Below are 22,234 nucleotides of genomic sequence, written 5' to 3' on the forward strand. Positions count from 1 at the left end.
CGTGAATAGCATATGACTACTTCAACTGCTCCTGGGAAGGTATATCTCTTCGGTGAGCATGCAGTTGTATATGGTGAACCGGCAGTTCCATGTGCAATTGAACGACGTGCCACAGTCACGGTTGAGCGTCGTTCTGATAACCATATTCGGGTTGAAGCACGCGATCTCAGTTTAGACGGATTCACTGTTGAATACACCGGTGATACTGAGCATCGCCCTGATGTTGATGTCCCAACTGCACTTGTCGACGCTGCGATGGGATATGTCGATGCCGCTGTCGAACAAGCACGTGATGCCGCAGAAATACCGGATGTTGGCTTTAATATTACCATCGAGAGTGATATTCCGCTTGGTGCGGGTCTAGGGTCGTCTGCTGCTGTCGTCGTTGCTGGCATCGATGCTGCGACACGTGAACTCAACACACCACTTGATCGTCGTGAGGTTGCACAACGTGCGTATAACGCAGAATATGATGTCCAAGATGGACAGGCTTCACGAGCAGATACATTCTGTTCGGCAATGGGCGGTGTTGTGTATATCGAAGGCGATGAATGTCGGCGGCTGACAGCTCCGAGTCTTCCGTTTGTGATCGGATTCGATGGCGGTGCAGGTGACACAGGCGAACTCGTTGCCGGAGTGCGGAGACTACGCTCACAGTATGAATTTGCAGCAAAGACAGTCGAAAGTATTGGCAATATTGTTCGACAGGGTGAAACACTACTTAACAACGCTAATCCAGAGACTACCCCAAGACAAGGACTCCTCACAGAGCTTGGTCAGTTCATGGACTTTGATCATGGGCTACTCGAAGCACTTGGCGTGTCATCGCGAACACTAGATAATATGGTTTGGGCTGCGCGTGAAGCCGGTGCACATGGTGCCAAGTTAACCGGGGCAGGTGGTGGTGGGTGTATTGTTGCACTTGATGAAACGTCAGAGACAGAAACGGCGTTAGAATATACCGCAGAGTGCCACGACGTTTTTCGAGCAGAACTGGATCGCACTGGAGTGCGCGTTGAGGAGGACTGACAATGTCAGAGGAAACTGAGGAAATATCTGTTTCAGCAAGACCGACTGCGAGTGGTGAAAATATGACTGTGCTCAAACTCGGTGGGAGTGTCATTACCGATAAGACGACGCCAGAAGCAGTTGATACCGATATGCTTGGATCAGTCACTGAAACGATTGGTTCAGCATTTATCCAGGCGGAATCAGCGCATACCACAGATCATGAACAACATGCGGTTGATGCGTCGGAAGGAGCTGCCACTCAATTAAATCATAATTCAAACACCGAGCATGGAGGATTGATCATCGTTCATGGTGGAGGGAGTTTTGGACATCATCACGCAGAACGTCATAATATAACTACAACATCGGGCACTACTGATGCAGCCGCTATTTGTGAGGTTCATGATGCAATGCAACGGCTGAATGGCACTGTCGTTGAGGCGCTTCATACGGTCGGTGTCCCCGCAGTCCCAGTTCACCCACTGTCGGTTGCGACCCGGGACTCAGATTCAACGCTTGAGATACCAATCAGTCCCTTTTCGCAAATGCTCGCACAGGGATTTGTACCGGTCACGCATGGGGATATTATTATTGATTCACATTCCGGAACAACTATTCTTAGTGGTGATGAGATTGTCGTGACAATCGCAGAAAAACTCACTGCTGACCGCGTTGGACTTTGCTCGACGGTTGCAGGTGTCTACGATGATAATGGGAAGATAATTCCAGAGATTACAGATTATGAGTCGGTTGCAGGTGTGCTCGGAGATGCGGACACAACCGATGTCACCGGCGGGATGGCAGGAAAGGTTCGCACGCTTTTAAATCTCAATGTCCCTGCACATATTTTCGAACCAACAGCACTCAATGGCTTTCTTACTCGCGAAGATGTCGGAACAACAGTTAATTGATGTTTTGAATTCATAATATCAATATCAAATGAGTAGCACATCAGTAGAAAATGTGTTATTAATTTAATTACACATATCACTCAACAGTAATTCATCTAATAATCAATATTCGGTATAAGCTTAATGTTCAGTTGTCGCGTTGTCGGCACTATCGGATGTATCTACGGTGATATCAACACTGAGACCGTCGTGGGCAAATCTGACTTCCCCATCATACTCCTGTTGAATACGTTCACGTATCGTCTCATGATTGCCCTCTGTACGCGGAAACAGATGTGTGAGATATACACGACCGACTGTGACTCCATTAAGTACACTCGCGAGTTGGGATGGTGTTGGGTGTCCCGAGACATCAACCCCATCGGGAAATGAGCAATCATGGATAAGAACGGTAGCCCCATCAGCAAGGCGTGCTATCCTGCCTGTTGCCTCTGTATCGCCGGAAAAAACAACGGTCGCTGAGTTATTTGTACCCATTTTTGTCGTCTGTGCATCGGTGTCCACATTCTGTGTTGGCTCAGTGATTCGATATGCGAGTCCATCAACTGAATGATCAGTTCGTTTGGCTTCAATATCGAAATCTGCAACAGTAAATTCAGTTGGCCCAACCTCGCGGATGCGTAACTCAACCTGATCTGAGAGATATTCGTGTATTTCGAGTGAATCATCAACGAGTGCCTTTGTTCCAGCAGGTCCGACAATCTCAAGATAGGTTTCACCAGCCAGCCACCGGGCTTTGATTAACGGGAGTAAATCCGTAACATGATCAAGATGATGATGTGTCAGAAGCACCGATGAGATACCTTCATATCCGACCTCAGTCGCGGCGAGACGCTGAAGAACACCACTACCACAGTCAACAAGCAGCGCTCGATCTCTATCATCCGTAGTAAGTAATGACCCTGTCTGTGCACGGTCAACGACCGGCATCGGACTACCTGTTCCAAGAAAGGTCAAACGCATGTATGTGCTAATGTAACGGACTGCAAATGCATTCGGAATGAAATATCGAAAGTCAATATAATAATATCGTGACTGATTTCAACACTAACTCGAACAGAACCGACTTACATCCGTAGCTCAAGTCATTTATCATGTCTCAGCGTGGGCGGACGTTACTTCGTGAAGCCGCAGAGCGGGCACGCATCAATGAGAATAAATCATCATTCACGTTCGACCCAACGACCGTCGAGATCAACGACGCGGATGTGCTGGACCAACTTGATCCAGCTGTTCAAGAATGGTGGGTCAGTCAGTTTGGTCGATATGTTGATGAAAATGATGGATTCTTTACCCCACCACAACGAGAGGCAATTCCACTTGTCGATCAAAAAGAGAATGCACTCGTTTGTGCACCAACAGGATCCGGTAAGACACTGGCATCATTCACCGCAGTATTGAATGACCTATTTAAACGCGCTCGCAGACGTGATGAAGGACTTGAAAATCAGGTATACTGTTTGTACATTTCACCATTAAAATCGCTTGCAAACGACATTCACCGGAATTTGGCTGTGCCCTTATCAGGGATTCGCGAACGGATAATCGCGACAGGGGCGAACGATACTACTGATTTTGATTCTGATAGAACTGACCAACCAACAACCGCCGCAGCCGCAGACGGAAGCACTGATGATGAGGATGCGGGTACAAATATTAATGTCAGACATGCGATTCGGCATGGCGATACTGATTCAGCGGAACGACAACGAATGCTTGAAGAGACACCACATATTCTTAATACAACACCAGAAACACTTGCAATCTTACTCAACGCTCCAAAATTCCGTGAGAAACTCCGCAGTATTGAATATGTAATCGTTGATGAGATACACAGTCTTGCTGCCAACAAACGTGGTACGCACCTATCAGTCTCACTGGAACGACTTGAAGCGCTCACGGAAACATCACCAACACGAATTGGTTGCTCAGCGACAGTTGAGCCACTTTCTACAGTTGGCGAATTTCTAGTTGGATATAATGATAATGGCACTCCACGTGAGTACGAACTTGTTGATACACGATTTGTCCGCGAATTTGACATAAGTGTTGAGTGCCCAACTGATGATTTAATTTATACACCCCGTGGTGAGGTACAAGCACGATTTTATGATCGTCTTGAGCAACTCATCGATGATCACAAGAACACAATTGTATTCACCAATACACGGTCAGGAGCTGAGCGAGTGCTCTCGACACTTCGAAACCGCTCAGGAACATTCGATGAATCAAATTCTGGATGTCACCACGGAAGTCTCTCAAAGACACGACGACAAGAGATTGAGTCGGAGCTAAAAGCAGGAACGCTTGATGTTGTAACAACCTCAACAAGCCTTGAACTTGGAATCGATATGCCGCATGTCGATCTTGTTGTCCAGGTTGGGTCACCAAAGTCCGTCGCTGCGTTGCTACAGCGAGTAGGTCGTGCGGGGCATCAGCTTGGGGAAACTGTCGAGGGGCGAGTAATTGCACTTGACAGAGACGAGCTTGTTGAGTGTGCGGTAATGTTACAGAAAGCCGAATCAGGGTTTGTGGATCGGGTATTCATTCCTGAAGGTGCCCATGATGTTGCTGCTCAACATATCTATGGAATGGCAATCAACGCAATCAGACGAGAAGCTACCTTTCAGGAGATATTGACGCGCGCATATCCCTATCGTGAATACAATAATAATGATTGGGAAGAGTTGCTTCGATATCTCACAGCAGATTATGATGGACTTGATGAGAAGAACGTCTATCCAAAGATCTGGCGAGATACAAATGACGCCCCATCGGGTGAACATCATCATGAAGAGTTCCCCGTCGGTGCTCCCCTGATTGGTAAGCGAGGACGACTTGCAAGAGTTATTTATATGACGAATATTGGGACGATTCCTGACTCGTTTTCGTGTACGGTCCTGACCCGCGGTGAGGACAAACAGGTTGGCACACTCGATGAAGATTATCTTGACACACTCGAGAAGGGTGATGTATTCGTCCTTGGTGGTGATCGATTTGAATATCGATATCGGCGTGGGTCAAAAGTTTATGTTGACCGCACCAGTGAACGCCCAACTGTTCCTTCTTGGTTTTCCGAGCGACTTCCATTATCATATGACCTTGGTCGAGAGATTGCTGCATTCCAGGGTGAACTAATTAATCGACTAGAAGCGGATGGAGCAGCGGCAACCCGTCAATGGCTTAATACATTTCCAGTTGACACGAATAGTGCCCAAGCGATTACCCGCATATATGATCAACAACGACAGTATACTGGGGCGACGAGCGTCTCAACAGATAATCGTCTCGTTGTCGAGGAAGAACTCGATAAAGACTCCTATCGGCGGCGATTTTATATTCATTCAACGTATGGTCGCCGATTTAATGACGGGCTTTCGCGATTACTAGCATATCACTGCGCGCAACAGACCAATGCAAATGTGAAGATCGCTGTCGCCGATAATGGGTTTACGCTCGTGATGCCGCTCAATCGCAAGGTGGATGTTGGCGCGGTACTTGAGTCAATCGAGCCATCAGAAGCACGATCGGATCTCCGATCAGCGCTCGATGGGACTGATCTTTTGAAGCGGTATTTCCGAATCAATGCAACACGGTCGTTGATGATTTTAAAACGATACAAAGGATACGAGAAATCCGCCGCGCAACAACAGGTCTCCTCAGAGATGTTATTGTCATTTGCAGAGGAGCTCGATTCATTTGCGGTGATTGATGAAACGTATAGAGAGATTCTTGAAGATAAGCTGAATGTAGATGCAATTGAAGGCGCGCTCAGGAATATTCAAGCTAATGAGTTGATTGTCGAAACTGTCCAAGTTGATTCGCCCTCGCCGCGGGCATTTGGACTTGCGACCCTTGCAGCGAGCGATGTCGTGCTTGCAGAAGACGAAAGTGCTGTTTTACAGGATTTCCATGCTCGCGTACAAGCAGAAATTGGAGATGAAGAAACAGCATCTGAGACGGAGACACAGACATCATCGAGCTAACTATCAGAATTATAAAATTAGCGCAGATGTATGACAGAGAACGGATATTGCTTCTATTCAACATGTCAGCGCATGAGCGAAGAGAATCCATTCAGCCGAAAATTAAGTTCAGTAAGATCATAAATAAATTACTGATTTGCCCATTCAAGAAGTTCTGCATAGAAAGGGTCTGATGAAAGCGCGGTTGTGTCACCGACAAGGACGAGCCCTTTTCGAGCGCGGGTAATCGCAACATTGACTCGGCGGGTATCTTCAAAGATCGGTTCCTCAAGTGAGTTGGTCGCAACAAACGAAATAATAACTATTTCTTTTGCTGATCCTTGAAATCGATCGACTGTATCGACTGTTACTGATGTTCGTCGACTAATCGCAGCGACCTGTGCTCGAAATGGGGCAATGATACCAATATCAGATGGGTCAACACCAGCGTTGATGTATGTTGTGACGATATCTGCGATGTGGTCAGCCTCGGCTACGTTTGTGTTTCCATCCCGCCTGCCCTCAGGATCAATAAAGGCCACTGGGTCACGAAGATATGCTGGAAGCGTGTCCTCTTCTGTTTGACTGTCGTGATGTGCGCTCAATTGCTGTTGTTGTCGATATCCATCACCACCATCTATCGTTGGACTCATCGGTGGCTCATCAAGAAGGTCAGTTGGTTGTTGTGTGGCGACTGTCTGTGTTGCCGGTCGTAACGCACCATCATAGAATCGTTTCGATGAAAAAGCCTGAATACGCTGTGCCATGCGGTATTGGCGATCCAATAGAACTGATGAGTTAGGATGCAAATCAATGAGTCGTTGAAAAAGCGACGTTTGAAGTCTGGTATCAGCACGAACAACTGGTGGTAGCTGTTGATGATCGCCAACGAGCACAACACGGTCTGCAAGAGCAACTGCGGCGAGTGTGTTTGGTTCGGTCAGCTGTGACGCCTCATCGATGACCGCAATATCAAAGGACTGCTCACGCATGACTCGCGAGCCACACGTTGATGTCGTCGCAGCAACGACCGACGCCGACTGAATTGCTGTGGCGCACGTTTCAGGAGATCCGGTCTGATCAAGTTTGACATCCTGCATTGCATCATCAACCCCTGAATCGGTTCCAACGCGGACGATATTCTTATCCGAGACATCAACATCTATATCACGGACGGCTGTAAGCGCATTGTCAACCGCACGGTTAGTAAAGGCTGACAACAGTACACGTTCACCGCGAGCGACAAGAACTGACAGCAGTTGTGCAATGGTATATGTCTTGCCGGTTCCTGGAGGACCGTGGATAAGTGCAAAATCCTCAGCGTTCACTGCACGTCTTACCGCGCGATTTTGTGCGTTATTGTTCGAAATATATGTTTCATCCGCACGATCAACAAATGTTGGTTCGCGACGGTCGAAGAAGACTGCCTTCTGTGTCTTATTACCACGAAGAATGAAGTCATCGAGTGCGGTCAACATTCGGTCAACACCAATCTCAGATGGATATACATCAAGTCGTCTGAGTGTGATCTCTTCATCTGCAGTGACAACGACTGTTCCCTCACCATCACCATCTGCATCAAGAGTTCGTATCCGACATACCTCTGATTGTCCTGTGATTGGGTCTCCGTTGCTTCCAAGGGCAATATCTCCACTTCGAAGCTTTGAGACAGCATCATCATCACGAGTTGCACGAAGTTTCCATCGACCGTTATCGAGCTGGGTAGTTCCCGCTGGTGTAAGGTCAATCAACGCTCTATCATCAGCAGCTCGCTCAGCCGATGATTGCGTCCACAACTTCCGATATTCGTCATGAACGGCGCGACGTTCGCTTTCAATTGCCTGATAGAATTCCTCAAGATACTCTCGTTCGTCGGCTGGGAGTGCCTGCCCGACCTGTCCAGCTTTCGATTCCTGGTCAAGTCGACCAGCAACGACACGGCAGGTGTCTTGTTCAAAGCAGTATTCACATATCGCATCTGCTTCATGTCCGGTTGGAATAGACATATCATACTCCATCGCAGCAATCTCATTTCGCTGACGGACGACAAATTTCAATAACCCAGGACCAATCGAGAAATCCTTCGCTGGAGAAAGATCGCCGGTCTCCTCGGTCCGGTCAACAGCTGTATTTTTTGTATAAAGAAGCGTCCCTGTGTCAACGTCGATACCACGGTTAACAAGGATGAGTGCATATGCAGCCGCCTGAATCTTATCTTGGAATCGGGGATCGCGGTTTGTATTCTTACCAGTTTTGAGCTCAACAGGTGTCCCTCGACGGAGTGCATCAGCACGTCCTTTGATTCCAAACATTGGTGAAATGAGTGTTTGCTCTGAGCGCCACGTGTCTTCAGACGGATCAAGTGTTCCCTGATCAAGCCAGCCCTCAATTGCAGTCGCATTCTGTCTAACTTCCTCACGAACAGCATCAGCATCGCGACCGAGAAGACCTAATTCAAGTCCAACCTCCTCAACACGGTCATCAATTGAGGAGGCAAGATCACGACCACGGAGGAGATCGCCAAAGACTTCATGTACGATTGTTCCTTTCACCACTGGATATTTCAGCGGGATTCCAGAGAGTTTATTCAGATAATACATCCGTGGACACTGTACCCATGATCGGATGTCCGTAACATCAACGATGAATGAGGGCTCAAGGATGACATACGAATCACTTGTCGTTGAATACCGTATGTCACCATGATATTCATCGATCTCAATCTTGCTCACAAGCAACTCCATGTCGGGTTCGGCATACGTCGCCGTTTCCGCCCAGTCACCCCACAGTGTGAGCGTTCGTATTGGGGTATCTGGGAGAGATGAATCAGAAATGGTGAGTTCGTCCGTCTCATTCTCCGGAAGATCATCGACACGGAGAGTTATTTCGACAAGCGATCGCGATCCCTGGTCTGTGGTGACCTCACGTTCGTTATCAATCTCGATGATCTGTCCGCGGAGTTGCACGTCGCATATCTCCGGGTGGACGAGTAAGACGCTATCGGTCGCATCATGACAGATAACTCAAAACTGACCCCAAAATATCGTCTGCCATCTCTGTAGCCGTTATACTCATTCACCCGTGGCTCCTTATATTGAATATGCACATTAGAGACTGGCAAGATATTCTGACGGATGTAACGGAAGCAGATGTCGATCCAGATGGGTGGCGAGCTGTTGCCGGGACGCGGCAGAAAGGTCTTGGTGAGGATCTCTTCTTAGGGCATCCAAATGCCGGGGTGTATGAGCTGAAAACATATGCAAAGAATCCGCGAGAACTTCGAGGCGTTGGAACTCAGGTCGCCAGACGGATCGATGATGAACTCGATCCCTTGCTTCCACAGCAAACACAACAACAGGATAGTGAACTTGATGAGCAAGGTCGGTTCGCGGTGCAATCACCACCGACTGATGAGGAACATGCGAAGTCAATGGCAAAGCGTCTCGAAGAGACGGTTCGCGTTCATGCCGAGGCACCAACCTCATCTGATGACTTCTTCACCGACGTCATGGATGCACTTGAGAGTCCGGCATTTGGTCCAATGAAATATGAATTCGATGGGCGACCTGAGGAACTAAATGAACTTACTGAGACGTTCGAAGATGCTGATGATCTGCTTGCGAAGGATCTTGATGACCTCGTCGAGACTGATGAGGTAGGTCGTGGGTTCCAGTAATTATACAGACACCATCGCGGATCACATTATTTTTTGATATAATGGCAAATAACAGGTAGCAGAGATAATTCGTCGTAATCACCAGTGTCATACTATTTGAAGTATGATGCAATGTATGGTAGCAGTGTAATGGTCGGACCAAGCATGACCGATGACGAGCGGACAATCGCCGGTCGGAATCTAAAGATTGGATTTATCGCGCTTGTCAGTGCATCCGGGGGACTCACTGCATTACAAGCTGGCGGTGGAATCGGTATCATCGCCGCTGGCTTTGTTGGCGGATTGGCGCTTGGGAGCGTATTATTATGGTTTTTAGTACAATGGTGGCAGTCTCTGTTTTCGAAAACGGAGCGTCGAGAGACACGGCGGTCCTAGCGGTTGAGAGACGCTACCCCTCCCTTCTATTCACGCATTCTCAGGGATTGACACGCCGGATCCATTGTTGTGGATTGTCAAGTTCAGACTCATCTGGTAGGTGGCGTGGGTCATCCCAGACAGTTGCCGCAGCCTTGACCCCACGCCGGTCAGCAATCGTCTCAAAGAATTGGGCTCCACGTTCATACTGTCGTTCCTTCATACCAAGTCCAAGTAATCGTCGGAATAAACGAGCGATTGGTCCGCCACCACCTCGGCGAGCATCAAGTTTAGCACGAAGATCCGCATATGCCTCATCGAAAGCCCGGTCCATCAATAGCTCTGCGTATCCCTCAACGGCAGTCATGACAACATCGACATCACTGAATGCAGATCGATCGAGTCGTCCGCCTGTGAGGGCTTCAAGACCAGATTCAATCCGGTCTTCTAGATGTGTTTGAAGCCACGGGGCAGCACCGAATTCAGCTGCATGTGCTACCTCATGAAATGCAATCCACCGGCGAAAGCGGGGATACTCAACATCTAATTCTGCGGCAACAGCAACAATATTCGGATGGACAAAATATAATTCGTGGGCATTTTTATCTGTTGTTTGGCTGTCACTTGTCTCAACGCTATGGGTGTCATGATTCGCTGCGTTCGAGAGAAGCTGTGGATCATACTGTCCAAGAACGTTTCCCGAGAGGAATGCTAATGCAGCCGCCATTGAACCGGTGTTGACCATTCGAGTTGCATACCCAGAGGGACCATTCAGCGCATCATTATCATCAATCAATGTCGCGATATCAACTGGATCAAGCATCCGTTCAAAGGTGTTAATATTTGCATCAATCCAGTGATGGCGATTTTGCACCTCGATCGTCTGTGGGATATCAAACTCAAGCCCACCAACAGTTTGTAGTTGAGATCGAGCGTCGCGAACATCGTTTGCGTATGCACGACGCTCCGAAGCATCAAGTGTGAGTATCCCCTTATTACGTGCTTGTTTTGCCGCTTCTGCAGTTGCACGCCAATCAATCCATTCCGTCTCGCCGCCACGAGCGTTAGCAACAGCGCGAGCGCTCTGATATAGACTCATACTATAATATAACTCGGAAGGCTCAAAACGTTTATTGGCGAATAGGTTGGCTGTAATCAAATTAATAGCTGTTTATTATACTGCAATACAGAAACTCCTCATCTGATACTAATTCGGAAAGCACAGGCCCACCTGTCGCTCTGTTGACGATAGCACCCTTAGGCTTCAACGTCCCGTACTACTTTCGACCACCGAAACAGCGCACATCTATATACTCACGAATATCAAAAGTTTCCATAACATATTAATATCGATTATTTGTCTTGGCTCTGATTTGAACTCAGTAATCAAGCCTGGAGTGAGCTGATAATTGTATCCTGAGAGATGAATCTGAACGTATGGGTAGTATCAGTGTCGCTGTACAGTGTATCTAAAGATAGTTATGCTGTGTAGATTCACTTTTATATACGCACAGCTCGGACGTAGTAGGTTGAAATAAACAGAGTCGTTGTATCGATTATACTGTTTTTTAGTTCAGATCTCAGCCTCGAATTCGTCGAGTGCGTACAGTGAATCAGCCCCACGACGGTCAAGTGTCTCATTAGCGAGAAGCCAGTAGACAACAGAGAGTGCGCGTCGACCCTTATTATTCGTTGGAACAACGAGATCAACATTGCTCGTTTGATTATTTGAATCACACATTGCAATGACCGGGATACCAACAGTGATTGCTTCCTTTACTGCTTGTGCATCGCCGATTGGGTCAGTGACAACCAGAACATCAGGTTCGATATATCCTTCATAGTCAGGATTCGTAAGTGTTCCAGGAATAAATCGCCCGGTGCGTGCACGTGCGCCGACAGCGTCTGCAAACTTCTCTGCAGGGAAACGTCCATACTGTCGCGAGCTTGTAACCAGCATCTGATCGGGATTATAATTCGCGAGGAAATTCGCAGCCGTTCGGATTCGTGAATCTGTCTGGCTGACATCCAGCACGTAAAGCCCATCATCACGGACACGATGGATGAACCGTTCCATATCGTTTGTTTTCTGCTGAGTTCCAATATGAACACCAGCAGAAAGATAATCCTCAACGGGGATGAGAAGGTCTGCCTCTTCATCCGGCATCACGTCCTCATCAAATGTTGGTCCCTCGAGTTCATCATCAGGTTCGGCATCAGCACCTGTTTCGCCCGCCTGGGTGGCTGTGTCTCCCCCTTCCGCAGTAGCGTTGTTCGCGGTTGGGGTACTCTCGGTCGATTCATCGGTCTCAATATCAGCGTCGGCCTCGGTCGTTGTGTCAACGTCAACAGGGGACTCGTTGACCACTGCCTCGTCGTCATCAACAACTTCGACCACTTCGTTATCGTTTTCTGTCATACTGCGTCCTCCGCAATGCGGATAAGTTCGTTTAGTTTCGCGGTTCGCTCACCTTGGACCGTGCCAGTCTTAATAAATCCAGCATCAGTCGCAACAGCGAGGTGTGCAATTGTTACATCCTCAGTTTCACCTGAGCGGTGTGAAACAACTGTCTCATATCCATGTTCGCCAGCTAATTCAATCGCATCAAACGCATCGGTAAGGGTGCCGATTTGATTTGGCTTGATCAAAATTGAGTTCGCAGCATCAGTATCAATACCGGTCTGTAGTCGCTCAACACTCGTCACAAACAGGTCGTCTCCACAGATTAACGTTTGATCACCGACGCGATCAGTGAGGGTAGCGAATCCCTCATAATCATTCTCATCGAGTGGATCCTCAACGTAGACAAGATCATATTCTGTAATCATTTCAGCGACGTATTCGACCTGCTCTGTGGTTGATTTGACCTCATCACCGTAGACATACCCACCTGCATCAGCGTCATACAGTTCTGCAGCAGCCATGTCAAGTCCAAATCTGATCTCAAAGCCAAGATCGTCTTCAACATCAGCAACCGCTTTGTCAACGAGGCTAAATGCTTCAGCATCACTGATAGGTGGCGCCCATGCACCCTCATCGCCTTTCGCAGCGGGCACACCACGTTCGTCAAGAATCTCAGAGACACGTGCATGGACAGCAGCATTCGCAAAGACAGCCTCTGCGATATTTGGTGCCCCAATTGGTGCTGATAGGAATTCTTGAATGTGTGTTGCTTCTTTAGCATGCTCGCCACCACCAACGACGTTCCCAAGTGGGGTGGGGAGTGATTCCCCGCGGAATGTTCCGCCGAGATGTTGATATACAGGAGCGCCAAGAACATCTGATCCAGCTTTTGCAGCAGCCATCGAGATTGCAACAGCACTGTTCGCGCCAATCTCAGAGAAGTTGCCAGTTCCATCTGCCGCATGTAGTGCAGCATCTACTTCGCGTTGATTTCCAGCGTGCACTGTGTCGATAAGCCGAGGAATAGCGCGTTCACGAGCGTTTGCGATTGCCTCAGCGGGATCAAGCTCGATTGCTTCGTACTCACCAGTACTTGCCCCACTTGGCGCTGCCGCTCGTCCAAACCCGCCGGACTGTGTCAAGACATCGGCTTCAACAGTCGGATTTCCTCGTGAGTCGAGAATACGACGTAGTGAGATATTTGTTATCTGTGTCATCGCTAATTGTCCTCCTGTTTGACAGTGAACGGAAGAATACCCGCATCATATTCCTCAGCAGCAACAAGGATCGGTTCGGATTGTTCAGTGTCGACTAGCACAGGGGCGCCGTAAGAAATCTGAAGCGCACGTGCGCCAAGAATACGAGCTTTCTCATACCGATTATACGGTGGCTGTGTGTGGGTTTGTGAATGACTCATGGTATGAACCTGGTGGTCTCTGTGACTGTGATTGAACCGAACATTTGTGTGTAATTGCGACTGCAGTCACAGTAATACGGCTGTCGATGACTGCGATTTGTGCTGTTCCGATTGTCGCGTGTCTGATGTGTATCGATATATTGTCTAATGCTTAAGCGCACGCCCAGGCTACTATTAGTACCGGTTTTGATCACTCGACTTGGCTGTGCGCTCACAGAGATATTATTATTGATATCAGTGTGAATGTCGGTATTGGTGCCGGTATCGATACAGGGGTTAGTTCCTGTCCATCGACTTAATATAAGAGTATACTGATTGTGGCTAGGGTCTGGTCGCAGTTGTCCACGTGAGAACAGCGTCAAGAAGTCTTGAGTTTGATCTTGACGTGAACCGCGACTTCGACATTGAACTTGAATTCGGGTCACTGGTATGGTGCAACGACATCGACAAGATCTCGATGTGAGACCATCATTCGACGACAGCAATGGCGTTCAATACCAAGGTCATCAAGAACCTCTCCTGGATCCTCATTACCATCGCGTGCCCGCTGTTTGAATTCGTCCCAATGTTCACTAATAACGGTACCGCAGGTGAAACATCGGACAGGTATCATCATACTATGCTCACCTCAGCGGTATGATTTTTGATAGCGGGCACGGGCACCTGGACCACCCCATTTTTTCGGTTCAGACTGTCGTACGTCGTTGACGAGTAGTGATCGATCAAAGTCCATGTATGCATCACGTAGTTCTGCATCGTTGAGATGCTGAACCAATCCACGAGCAATAGCCGTTCGTGTTGCGTCTGCTTGCCCGGCAAACCCGCCGCCAGAGACAGAGATATCAATATCAACCTGTGATCGGAGATCATCGCCGGCAATACGGAACGGCTCAAGCATCTTGAGGCGGGACATCTCTGGTTCAACGAGTTCGACTGGCTGAGAGTCGATACGGACACGACCTTTGCCATCGCGAACAGTTGCGCGGGCGATTGCTGTCTTCTTTTTACCGGATGTATTCGTTACCATGTGACTGTCGCTCCAAGATTTTCAGAAATCTCTCCAAGTGAGAGGAATTTGATGTTTGAAAGTCGATCCAACGTTGTTCCATCGATTGCTTCGCCATCATCATCATATGGGTTTCCGACGTATGCACGAACATTCGAGAGCGCCTCGCGTCCACGGTCACTTTTGTATGGAAGCATCCCGCGAACGGCACGTTTGAAAATCCCATCTGGACGCGATGGATATGCAGGACCCTGATCAGAACCAAGTTCTGATCGGGTCTCATAAACACTCATTACATCTTCTTCCGACCCTGTAATCACAGCATCCTCAACATTGACGATTGCAACTGTCTCATCTTCAAGTGCGTATTGTGCAACTTCACTTGCAACACGACCAAGAATACAGTTTCGTGCGTTTACAACGACATCAGCGTCAAATTCAGCAAGACTCATCGAATCACCCGTACATTACTCCCTTCGGGATTTTCTTTGACATATTCACGGAGATATTCAGCATCCCCAACCTGTTCGATCTTTGTTTGTGCAGTTGATGAAAAATCAACCGCAGCAACAGTGACGTTTTTTTGCAGCACACCGCTTCCCAGCACTTTGCCGGGAACAACAACGGTCTCATCTTCGCGTGCGTATCGTTCAATACGCCCAAGATTGACCTCTGCGTGGGTGCGCCGTGGCTTTTCGAGGCGATCCGCGATGTCCTGCCAGACAGTGGCATTAGACGCGCGGGACTTCGCCTTTAGTTCGGCGATGAGACTATCAAGTCTCGGATTTGTTTTACTCATTCTTATCAACTCCGTATTGAGAAACTACAGTACTAGAGTGCAGAGAGCAGGATTTGAACCTGCGGACCCCTACGGGACAGCGCCCTGAACGCTGCGCCGTTGACCAAACTTGGCTATCCCTGCATACATTCTGATTTTTTTGATGATCCCTGATACTCCTTTCGGTCCGACACACACCGGTGGACCACGGATCAACAGTATTTCTATTAAAATTCAGATCCAGGCTACCGGTAGGATCAGTATCTGGATTTTCGACGCTTTGAGATGCACGTGCAACCGCACCCGCAGGTGTCGGTGGCTGTGCAGAAGGTGTGACCGAGTTCGAAATTAGACAATATCGGTCAGCTCCAGTGCTGCACACAAAGTCATGAGTCTGTGGGCAGACACAGATGCGTCGATGGTGAGATGAAGAGACAGTCATTCGATTGTGTGTATATGACGTGTATTGTATGTGTGGTGTGTAGTGTGATTCTGTGCCGATGCTATACAGTGAATTTTAGATAGCGACCTTTGTCTCAAGTTCAGCCGCACGGTCACTAAGTGAGCGTGCTGCTCGTTCAACAAGTTCGGGAACTCCAAAGGATCCATCTGTCTCAACATGAAATACAACAGCATGTGGGACATCTGAAACGGTCAGCTCCTTACCAGGATATCGATTCGTTAGATCACTATCAAATTCTGTGGTGGGAATAAGATCTCCATTTGTTGCTGCTTCATCGGTAGCATGTGAGGCTGCGCCCTCTTCGATAACGCCTCGGAGGATATGTGATTGCTCATCAGCAACCTCATCAGCATCACCAATTACTTCAACACGTTGAAGATGTCTATATCCAACAGCAACACCACCCTGTTGTTTGGCATGAGACTTACCTGTGTCAAGAACTGCATCAGCCTCAAGCTCAAGTCGCTGATTTTCTTTGAGTTCGATAATCGGGATATTCTCATCAGCAGGTTCAACAAGACGGTCAGATGAAACAATATCACCGGAGTATGCGGTCTTTGGACCGGTAACATCGAGCGAAAGCGTCACTGTATCCCCAGTATTGAAATCATCGACAGGTGTCGTCAGCGGAGTGAGTCCTAATCGAAGCCCGATCATCTCATCGAACATTACCGATGAATTCTCAACAAATCGAACATCCTCAATACTAAATGTTGGAATGTCAGCAACCATCGCGCGGCGAATACCGTTTGCAACTGCAGGGGTTACACCCCGAACAAGAAAGCGTGCGCTCCGGTCATCGGCGTCCCGTTCGATGAACTCAATCTCAAAGTCGTCGGTCATCAGTGATCAGAGGCGGCTGTTCTTTGGTGCACGTGTTCCGTCATGTGGAATCGGTGTGACATCTTCGATTCGACCAATTTCAAGACCAGCGCGGGCAAGTGCACGGATAGTTGCTTGGGCACCTGGACCAGGGCTTTTATTACCGTTTCCACCAGGACCGCGTACACGAACATGGAGTCCATCAATACCTGCTGCTTTAATTTCTTCAGCAACAGATTCAGCCATTTGCATCGCTGCGTACGGCGATGCTTCGTCACGGTTCTGTTTCACAACTGCACCACCGGATGACTTTACAATCGTTTCAGCACCAGTCAGATCTGTGACGGTGATGAGAGTATTGTTAAATGATGCATAGACGTGTGCAGTGCCCCATCGCTTTTCAGTAGACCCAGATTCAGATTCGCTCATATGTAATTACTCCTGTCCCTCGGCGCGAGCCGGGTGAAGACTATCTGCGAGTGGGCTATTCTCATCAAACGTAATGTCATTTGCCTCGGCCTGTTTGACCATTTTCGATGGACGAGTGACACGTGCGCCATCAACAGTGATGTGCTCATGCACGATGAATTGACGCGCCTGTTTTGGCGTACTTGCAAGCCCTTGGCGATAAACGATTGTTTGTAGCCGACGCTCGAGAATGTCAGAAACGTCGAGTCCAAGCACCTTGCTGATGTCATCATCCGCTGAGAGGATACCATATCGACGAAGTCGATTCAGGAATTCCTCACCTGCAGCCTCAGCAACTTCAACATCACCCTGTGCTTCACCAATAAGTCGACGAGCCTCACGTCGATATTTACGAAGTTCAGACTGCGTTCGCCAGAGTTCCTCTTTATTCTTCAGACCATATCGACCCAATAAGTCGCCTTCTTGAGCGATACGTTCACCCTGGTACGGGTGATTTGGGGTCTCGTAGCGTTTTGTATTACTTCCAGTTGACATAGTATATCACTGTGATTATTCCTCTTCTTCCGCAGCTTCGGCGGCTGCTTCTTCTTTGATCGCTTCAACATTGACGCCGATTGTCCCCTCAGTACGTCCTGTGGATTTCGTTCGCTGACCACGGACTTTCTGACCACGTTTGTGCCGGACACCCTTGTATGAGTCAATCATTTTCATCCGGTTAATATCGTGACGGCGTTTCTCTTCGAGATCTGATCCGGTTTTATGATCGGTGTCGCCGCTGAAGAAATCATCACGACGATTTGCCATCCACTCCGGGATGTGGTCGTCAAGATTTTCGACAGCATCAACGATCGAATCAATCTCATCCTCTTCAAGAAGACCAAACGTCGCATGTTGATCGACGGCTGCCACGTCGGTAATTATACGTGCGGTACGCTTGCCAATACCTTTCATGTCGGTGAGACTCCGCTCAACCGTTTTCGTCCCGTCGAGATCTGTCGTCCCAATTCGGACGAAATAACGGAGGTCATCGTCTTCCTCCTCGGGGGCGTCGTCTTGTGTGTTATCTGCACTCATAGCTTAAGTTGATCACGGCAATTATCTGATTCCAATGAGCGTTGCGGCGGGGATTCGAACCCCGGAGGCATTACGCCACTGAATTAGCAATCCAGCGCCTTGGGCCAGACTTGGCTACCGCAACACATCAATTTATACTGTCGCCCGCTTGGACTCGGGAGTCGGTCCCCCCTACATCATATTGTATAAATTCCAAAGCGAGGTCGCTATTTAAGACTCACGAAAGTATATCTCCGATTATGCACGTCTAAAGCGTATACATCACCAAAGAGCATTCAAAAGAGCTGCTGTGTTGATATCGTGAAAGCACATTGGTTGACGCACGTTGCTGGTGAGCACTACTGTGTTATGATGCTTACTCACAGTGTCTTGCTTCGTTTCTCTGATGCAGCAGTGTCGGTTTGAATGGTAGCGAACTATATTTTTACGCCGACACACAGAGATTAGATGTTATATGTCCGATATTCGGGATGAAGTAGACGCGATTATTGATGATCGTCCCGAGACATACCGTGTTTTTACTGAGATTCTACAGATTGATACTGAGCACAGCGTCTGGACGTTTGAGGATATTGAAGCCGATACTGGATTATTTTGCGAATTAGTCTCCCGTGGGATTGTTGAAGAACAGAATGATAGATATTCGCTTGCAGATCCAACTGCAGTTAATGTGGCATTAGCTCACCGAGATAACGTAGACTATGCAGAGAATACTGAGCTAGCTACAGACAGGTCACGCTCAGATGTATCAGAAACAGGATCGGATGATGATAATGGTCGACGTCACCTGAATGACCAAATCGATACGTCGGTAGATCGAGTTATGAAGGCGATCTCCATTAATCGCGATCGTATATTCTCCGTCGTTGGAGTGCTTGCGTTGGTCGTTGCATTTCGACTTGTTGCTGTCAGGAGTGTTTTTCAGGAAGACTATGTGCTCTTGTTTGGCAATGATCCCTACTTCTATCGATATTGGGTGTTTGATTTTGTTACGGCGAATCGAAGCCCACTCACCGTTGCTAATGGGATCAAACAGGGTGAGCCGCTTCTCGTTGCAACGCTGCAAATCGTAACAGTACTTTTCGGTGGCGGTCCTGCTGCTGCGGAGCAAGTACTGGCGTGGTATCCGGTTGCCGCTGCCGTCGTCTGTGGTGTGAGTGTGTATCTCATTGGAACCCGACTGAGTGATGACCGACGTGTTGGTCTGGCGAGTGCTGCTATTCTCGCGACATTGCCTGTTCATGCGTACCGAACGAGTATCGGGTTTGCCGATCACCATGCGTTCGATGTAGCCATTCTCGCTGTCGTCTTTGTGACAGTCGCAGCGTATGAGCGGACATCGCCGACATCGATATCTCAGCTTCTAGAACTAACACCATGGATTCTCTTAGCTGGAGTTAGGATTGGTGCACATGCGCTTGCGTGGAATGCGGGCGCTCTCTTACTGACACCACTTGGAGTATATGGAGTTATTCGGGCGCTCGCAAGCGTTCGTCATGATGTGTCGGTCTTGTATCGATAATACCGCTGACTGCGAGCATGGCGATTGGTGGCGGCATCGGAGTTCTTGGACACGAAACACTTGGGTGGCAATCAACAACGATGATCATTCCTCCGACGCTCCTTGCAATTGCACTGTTCACGCTCGCGATTGTTGCTGAGGGATGCAGACATGTCGGACTCGGTTATCGCATAACAGCTATTGGGGTTGTCCTCAGTGGCGCAGCCGTGTTAATCGGTAGTATTGAGCTGATTCCTCGGTTTGGAGATGAATTTAGGAGTCAGACTGACAGACTAATTTCAGGTCCGAGCACAGAGAATATCTTTGAAGCACAGTCATTATTCAGTGCTGACTTTGGATTTATTCTTGCACCGGTCATTTTCTTTGGACTCGCAATCTTCGTGAGCATAATTGCATTTGTCTGGACCAGTTGGACCGGATGGACACGTGGTCGTGGTGATTTACTACTCGTGTGTGCATGCGGTGGCACATTATTTATTCTCTCATTGTTACAGGTCAGATTCGCTGGTCATCTTGCACTGCCGGCGGCGATCCTTACCGGAATTAGTTTTGCGTGGCTTGTAGCAAAGATGATCGATATATCTCCTCCGACTGTCCGACCGGTCGGAGTCGGCACACAGTCAACAAGTGAACAGCGTGTTGCATGGCGTCGTCATGCGACGAGTACAGATATAGGCACAAACACGGGCACAACCGACTCATCGGCTCGTGACAGAAACAGAGATTCGAGAGATGGAACGAGTCGACGACAAATCTTCACTGTAGTGATTGTGCTTTTCCTGTTGGTCGGCGGACTTGGCGCTGTCATAACGCCAGTTCGGACAGCTACATTGACATTTGACGCTGATACTGCCAGTGCGATTGATGAGATGGACGCCTTCGCTACTGCTGAGAATCGAAGTTGGCCGGAGACATATGTTCTCAGTCGCTGGGGAAATAATCGAGCCTATAACGCGCATCTCAACGGCAATTCACAGAGCTATGGCTATGCCCGGAATAATTATCTTGATTTTCTTAGATCTGATGAAAAGAACGAATGGTATCAGCAGATACAGGATCGTGTTGGATTTATTATTATCTCAGAGATACCTGAGTTCTCAGAACTCGACTCCGAAACGATGTATGCCCGATTACATGACCGACAGGGACCTGGAACACATTATCAACTGCCGTATGCAGGTGATGAAAAGAAAGCATACGCTGTTGTCCCCGGGACGATGGTGAATGGAACCGTTAATAAAACGAAAACAAGCGTCACTGTCTCTGGTAGAATGGACGTTGGGTCACGCACGATGATCACTCAACGCGAAATACCAACTGAAGATGGGTCATACACAATCCGTATTGCAACGCCCGGAACCTACACAATCGGGAATCGAACAGTCGGGGTGATACAAGAGGATGTGTTAGCTGGATAGGAGTCGGTGATTGCCGCACGTGTGTACTCAGCCATATCACCACGCAGGTGTTTACTGATGCTGTCCAACGATTGAGAGGAAGTTCTCGAAGACTCTTTTTACCGTTTGTGTTTTTGCATGCCGTGATGGGGTTGCTGATGTGAGAACTGTCTCAACAACCGATTCAGATACTCCTTCCTCACGCTTTCCATCCGTGACCATCTTGACAGTCCTCAGGTCATATTCAGGATGGAACTGCACACCATACGCGGTTCCAAGTGAGAATGCTTGACAAGAGCGATTATTGCCTGCAAGTTCAGTTGCATTTGGCGGAAGGCGAACAACCTCATCAGAGTGTGTCTCAAACGCGATGAATTCAGCAGGGAAATCAGCGAATAGTAGTGAAGAGTCATATCGCTCAATTTGTTGATATCCGAGTTCATACTCGTCCATCGCGGAGACGCATCCACCAAACGTCTGTGCAATGAATTGATGCCCCCAACAAACACCAAGTAGTGGAATATCGAGTTCATGGAGATCTCGGAGCAACTCGGCGAGCGTCTCCATCCAGGTTTCATGATTGTATACCGCAGTCTGTGACCCGGTAATAATAGCAGCATCATACGCCCATTCACCATCAGCAGTTGGCCATGGTGGTTGCTCGTCTGCACTGAGTTTAAATGCTGTCAGTGAGGCATCAACCTCGCGTCGGAAGTTTCGCTCTGCAGGCGTATCGCCGATTGATGCATCACACAATGCAATGTCAAGATCACTCATGTGACAATATAATATAGTATATCAAATAGTATGAGTATTGTTCGATGTGTCCACGTTTGTGCACAACCCATTTTCGGTGTGCACGTGAGTAAGTATTGTGTATCCTATATGAACAGAAGTGAAGTGGTATCTCTTAGTGATCGAAGGTAGTTATTCCGCGGGGTGGGTTGACTACGCGAGATATTATGAAAGTGATCAAACTCCTCGTGTCGATTTGGTTATGTGGGG

At 48.3% G+C, this 22,234-nt stretch carries 22 protein-coding genes and 2 tRNA genes; 7 read left to right on the forward strand and 17 right to left on the reverse strand.

The genetic code is table 11. The annotated features are described in order from the left end of the window. The first annotated feature begins 12 nt into the window (after window positions 1-12). Together mvk and J07HQW2_RS06470 are read left to right on the forward strand one after the other, a co-directional pair. The gene (gene mvk, locus J07HQW2_RS06465) at window positions 13-1,029 is read left to right on the forward strand and encodes a mevalonate kinase (protein WP_021054620.1); all 1,017 of its coding nucleotides are present in this window, start codon (window positions 13-15) and stop codon (window positions 1,027-1,029) included. Between the two features lie 2 nt (window positions 1,030-1,031). Continuing rightward, a complete protein-coding gene (locus J07HQW2_RS06470) occupies window positions 1,032-1,922 on the forward strand; it encodes an isopentenyl phosphate kinase (RefSeq protein ID WP_021054621.1) in 891 nt (296 codons plus the stop codon). A gap of 120 nt (window positions 1,923-2,042) precedes the next feature. Here J07HQW2_RS06470 and J07HQW2_RS06475 read toward each other — a convergent pair whose 3' ends face one another. After that, the gene (locus J07HQW2_RS06475) at window positions 2,043-2,885 is read right to left on the reverse strand and encodes an MBL fold metallo-hydrolase (protein ID WP_021054622.1); all 843 of its coding nucleotides are present in this window, start codon (window positions 2,883-2,885) and stop codon (window positions 2,043-2,045) included. A gap of 131 nt (window positions 2,886-3,016) precedes the next feature. Between J07HQW2_RS06475 and J07HQW2_RS06480 the strand changes: the two genes are divergently transcribed. Beyond that, a complete protein-coding gene (locus tag J07HQW2_RS06480) occupies window positions 3,017-5,908 on the forward strand; it encodes an ATP-dependent helicase (protein WP_021054623.1) in 2,892 nt (963 codons plus the stop codon). A gap of 128 nt (window positions 5,909-6,036) precedes the next feature. On the opposite strand, the gene J07HQW2_RS06485 is transcribed toward J07HQW2_RS06480, so the two are convergent. After that, window positions 6,037-8,853 carry an AAA domain-containing protein gene (locus J07HQW2_RS06485; RefSeq protein ID WP_021054624.1) on the reverse strand — a complete coding sequence of 939 codons (2,817 nt, stop codon included), beginning with the start codon at window positions 8,851-8,853 and terminating at the stop codon, window positions 6,037-6,039. 134 nt (window positions 8,854-8,987) lie between these two features. Here J07HQW2_RS06485 and J07HQW2_RS06490 point away from each other — a divergent pair, with 134 nt between their 5' ends. Further along, a complete protein-coding gene (locus tag J07HQW2_RS06490) occupies window positions 8,988-9,563 on the forward strand; it encodes a hypothetical protein (RefSeq protein ID WP_021054625.1) in 576 nt (191 codons plus the stop codon). 96 nt (window positions 9,564-9,659) lie between these two features. Beyond that, window positions 9,660-9,938 carry a hypothetical protein gene (locus tag J07HQW2_RS06495; protein ID WP_303704004.1) on the forward strand — a complete coding sequence of 93 codons (279 nt, stop codon included), beginning with the start codon at window positions 9,660-9,662 and terminating at the stop codon, window positions 9,936-9,938. Window positions 9,939-9,978: 40 nt separating this feature from the next. Here the strand turns inward: J07HQW2_RS06495 and J07HQW2_RS06500 are convergent, their stop codons facing one another. From J07HQW2_RS06500 to J07HQW2_RS06570, 14 genes are all read right to left on the reverse strand, one after another. Next, the gene (locus J07HQW2_RS06500) at window positions 9,979-11,016 is read right to left on the reverse strand and encodes a zinc-dependent metalloprotease (RefSeq protein ID WP_021054627.1); all 1,038 of its coding nucleotides are present in this window, start codon (window positions 11,014-11,016) and stop codon (window positions 9,979-9,981) included. Between the two features lie 474 nt (window positions 11,017-11,490). Beyond that, window positions 11,491-12,336 carry a 30S ribosomal protein S2 gene (gene rpsB, locus J07HQW2_RS06505; RefSeq protein ID WP_021054628.1) on the reverse strand — a complete coding sequence of 282 codons (846 nt, stop codon included), beginning with the start codon at window positions 12,334-12,336 and terminating at the stop codon, window positions 11,491-11,493. Continuing rightward, window positions 12,333-13,538, reverse strand: a complete 1,206-nt coding sequence (gene eno, locus J07HQW2_RS06510; protein WP_021054629.1) for a phosphopyruvate hydratase — start codon at window positions 13,536-13,538, stop codon at window positions 12,333-12,335. The genes rpsB and eno overlap by 4 nt, the downstream gene beginning before the upstream one ends. A 2-nt stretch (window positions 13,539-13,540) precedes the next feature. Beyond that, window positions 13,541-13,738, reverse strand: a complete 198-nt coding sequence (locus J07HQW2_RS06515; RefSeq protein WP_021054630.1) for a DNA-directed RNA polymerase subunit K — start codon at window positions 13,736-13,738, stop codon at window positions 13,541-13,543. A gap of 421 nt (window positions 13,739-14,159) precedes the next feature. Continuing rightward, the gene (locus tag J07HQW2_RS06525; protein WP_048075179.1) at window positions 14,160-14,354 is read right to left on the reverse strand and encodes a DNA-directed RNA polymerase subunit N; all 195 of its coding nucleotides are present in this window, start codon (window positions 14,352-14,354) and stop codon (window positions 14,160-14,162) included. A 12-nt stretch (window positions 14,355-14,366) separates the two neighbouring features. Beyond that, window positions 14,367-14,765: a 30S ribosomal protein S9 gene (locus tag J07HQW2_RS06530; protein ID WP_021054632.1), complete on the reverse strand. Its 399-nt coding sequence runs from the start codon at window positions 14,763-14,765 to the stop codon at window positions 14,367-14,369. Then, window positions 14,759-15,196, reverse strand: coding sequence for a 50S ribosomal protein L13 (locus tag J07HQW2_RS06535; protein ID WP_021054633.1), 438 nt, complete (start codon window positions 15,194-15,196; stop codon window positions 14,759-14,761). The genes J07HQW2_RS06530 and J07HQW2_RS06535 overlap by 7 nt, the downstream gene beginning before the upstream one ends. Then, entirely contained in the window at window positions 15,193-15,543 is a 351-nt protein-coding gene (locus J07HQW2_RS06540) for a 50S ribosomal protein L18e (protein ID WP_021054634.1), read from the reverse strand. Before J07HQW2_RS06540 ends, J07HQW2_RS06535 begins: the two co-directional genes overlap by 4 nt. Window positions 15,544-15,581: 38 nt before the next feature. Continuing rightward, window positions 15,582-15,666: transfer RNA gene (locus J07HQW2_RS06545), tRNA-Leu, on the reverse strand. Between the two features lie 373 nt (window positions 15,667-16,039). Then, window positions 16,040-16,828, reverse strand: a complete 789-nt coding sequence (locus tag J07HQW2_RS06550) for a DNA-directed RNA polymerase subunit D (RefSeq protein WP_021054635.1) — start codon at window positions 16,826-16,828, stop codon at window positions 16,040-16,042. A 6-nt stretch (window positions 16,829-16,834) separates the two neighbouring features. Continuing rightward, window positions 16,835-17,236 (reverse strand): 30S ribosomal protein S11, encoded by a 402-nt coding sequence (locus J07HQW2_RS06555; protein ID WP_021054636.1) that lies wholly within the window; start codon window positions 17,234-17,236, stop codon window positions 16,835-16,837. Between the two features lie 6 nt (window positions 17,237-17,242). Then, window positions 17,243-17,770 (reverse strand): 30S ribosomal protein S4, encoded by a 528-nt coding sequence (locus tag J07HQW2_RS06560; protein WP_021054637.1) that lies wholly within the window; start codon window positions 17,768-17,770, stop codon window positions 17,243-17,245. Window positions 17,771-17,785: 15 nt separating this feature from the next. After that, window positions 17,786-18,310 carry a 30S ribosomal protein S13 gene (locus tag J07HQW2_RS06565; RefSeq protein ID WP_021054638.1) on the reverse strand — a complete coding sequence of 175 codons (525 nt, stop codon included), beginning with the start codon at window positions 18,308-18,310 and terminating at the stop codon, window positions 17,786-17,788. Window positions 18,311-18,349: 39 nt separating this feature from the next. Continuing rightward, window positions 18,350-18,434 (reverse strand) — tRNA-Ser (locus J07HQW2_RS06570). Window positions 18,435-18,764: 330 nt separating this feature from the next. Between J07HQW2_RS06570 and J07HQW2_RS17990 the strand changes: the two genes are divergently transcribed. Together J07HQW2_RS17990 and J07HQW2_RS17995 are read left to right on the forward strand one after the other, a co-directional pair. Beyond that, window positions 18,765-19,832, forward strand: coding sequence for an STT3 domain-containing protein (locus J07HQW2_RS17990; protein ID WP_021054639.1), 1,068 nt, complete (start codon window positions 18,765-18,767; stop codon window positions 19,830-19,832). A gap of 17 nt (window positions 19,833-19,849) precedes the next feature. Further along, window positions 19,850-21,250, forward strand: coding sequence for a hypothetical protein (locus tag J07HQW2_RS17995; RefSeq protein ID WP_021054640.1), 1,401 nt, complete (start codon window positions 19,850-19,852; stop codon window positions 21,248-21,250). A gap of 51 nt (window positions 21,251-21,301) precedes the next feature. On the opposite strand, the gene J07HQW2_RS06580 is transcribed toward J07HQW2_RS17995, so the two are convergent. Continuing rightward, window positions 21,302-22,006, reverse strand: coding sequence for a type 1 glutamine amidotransferase (locus J07HQW2_RS06580; protein ID WP_021054641.1), 705 nt, complete (start codon window positions 22,004-22,006; stop codon window positions 21,302-21,304). Between the last annotated feature and the right edge of the window lie 228 nt (window positions 22,007-22,234).

The sequence above is a fragment of the Haloquadratum walsbyi J07HQW2 genome (genome assembly GCF_000415985.1).
Lineage (GTDB): Archaea > Halobacteriota > Halobacteria > Halobacteriales > Haloferacaceae > Haloquadratum > Haloquadratum walsbyi_B.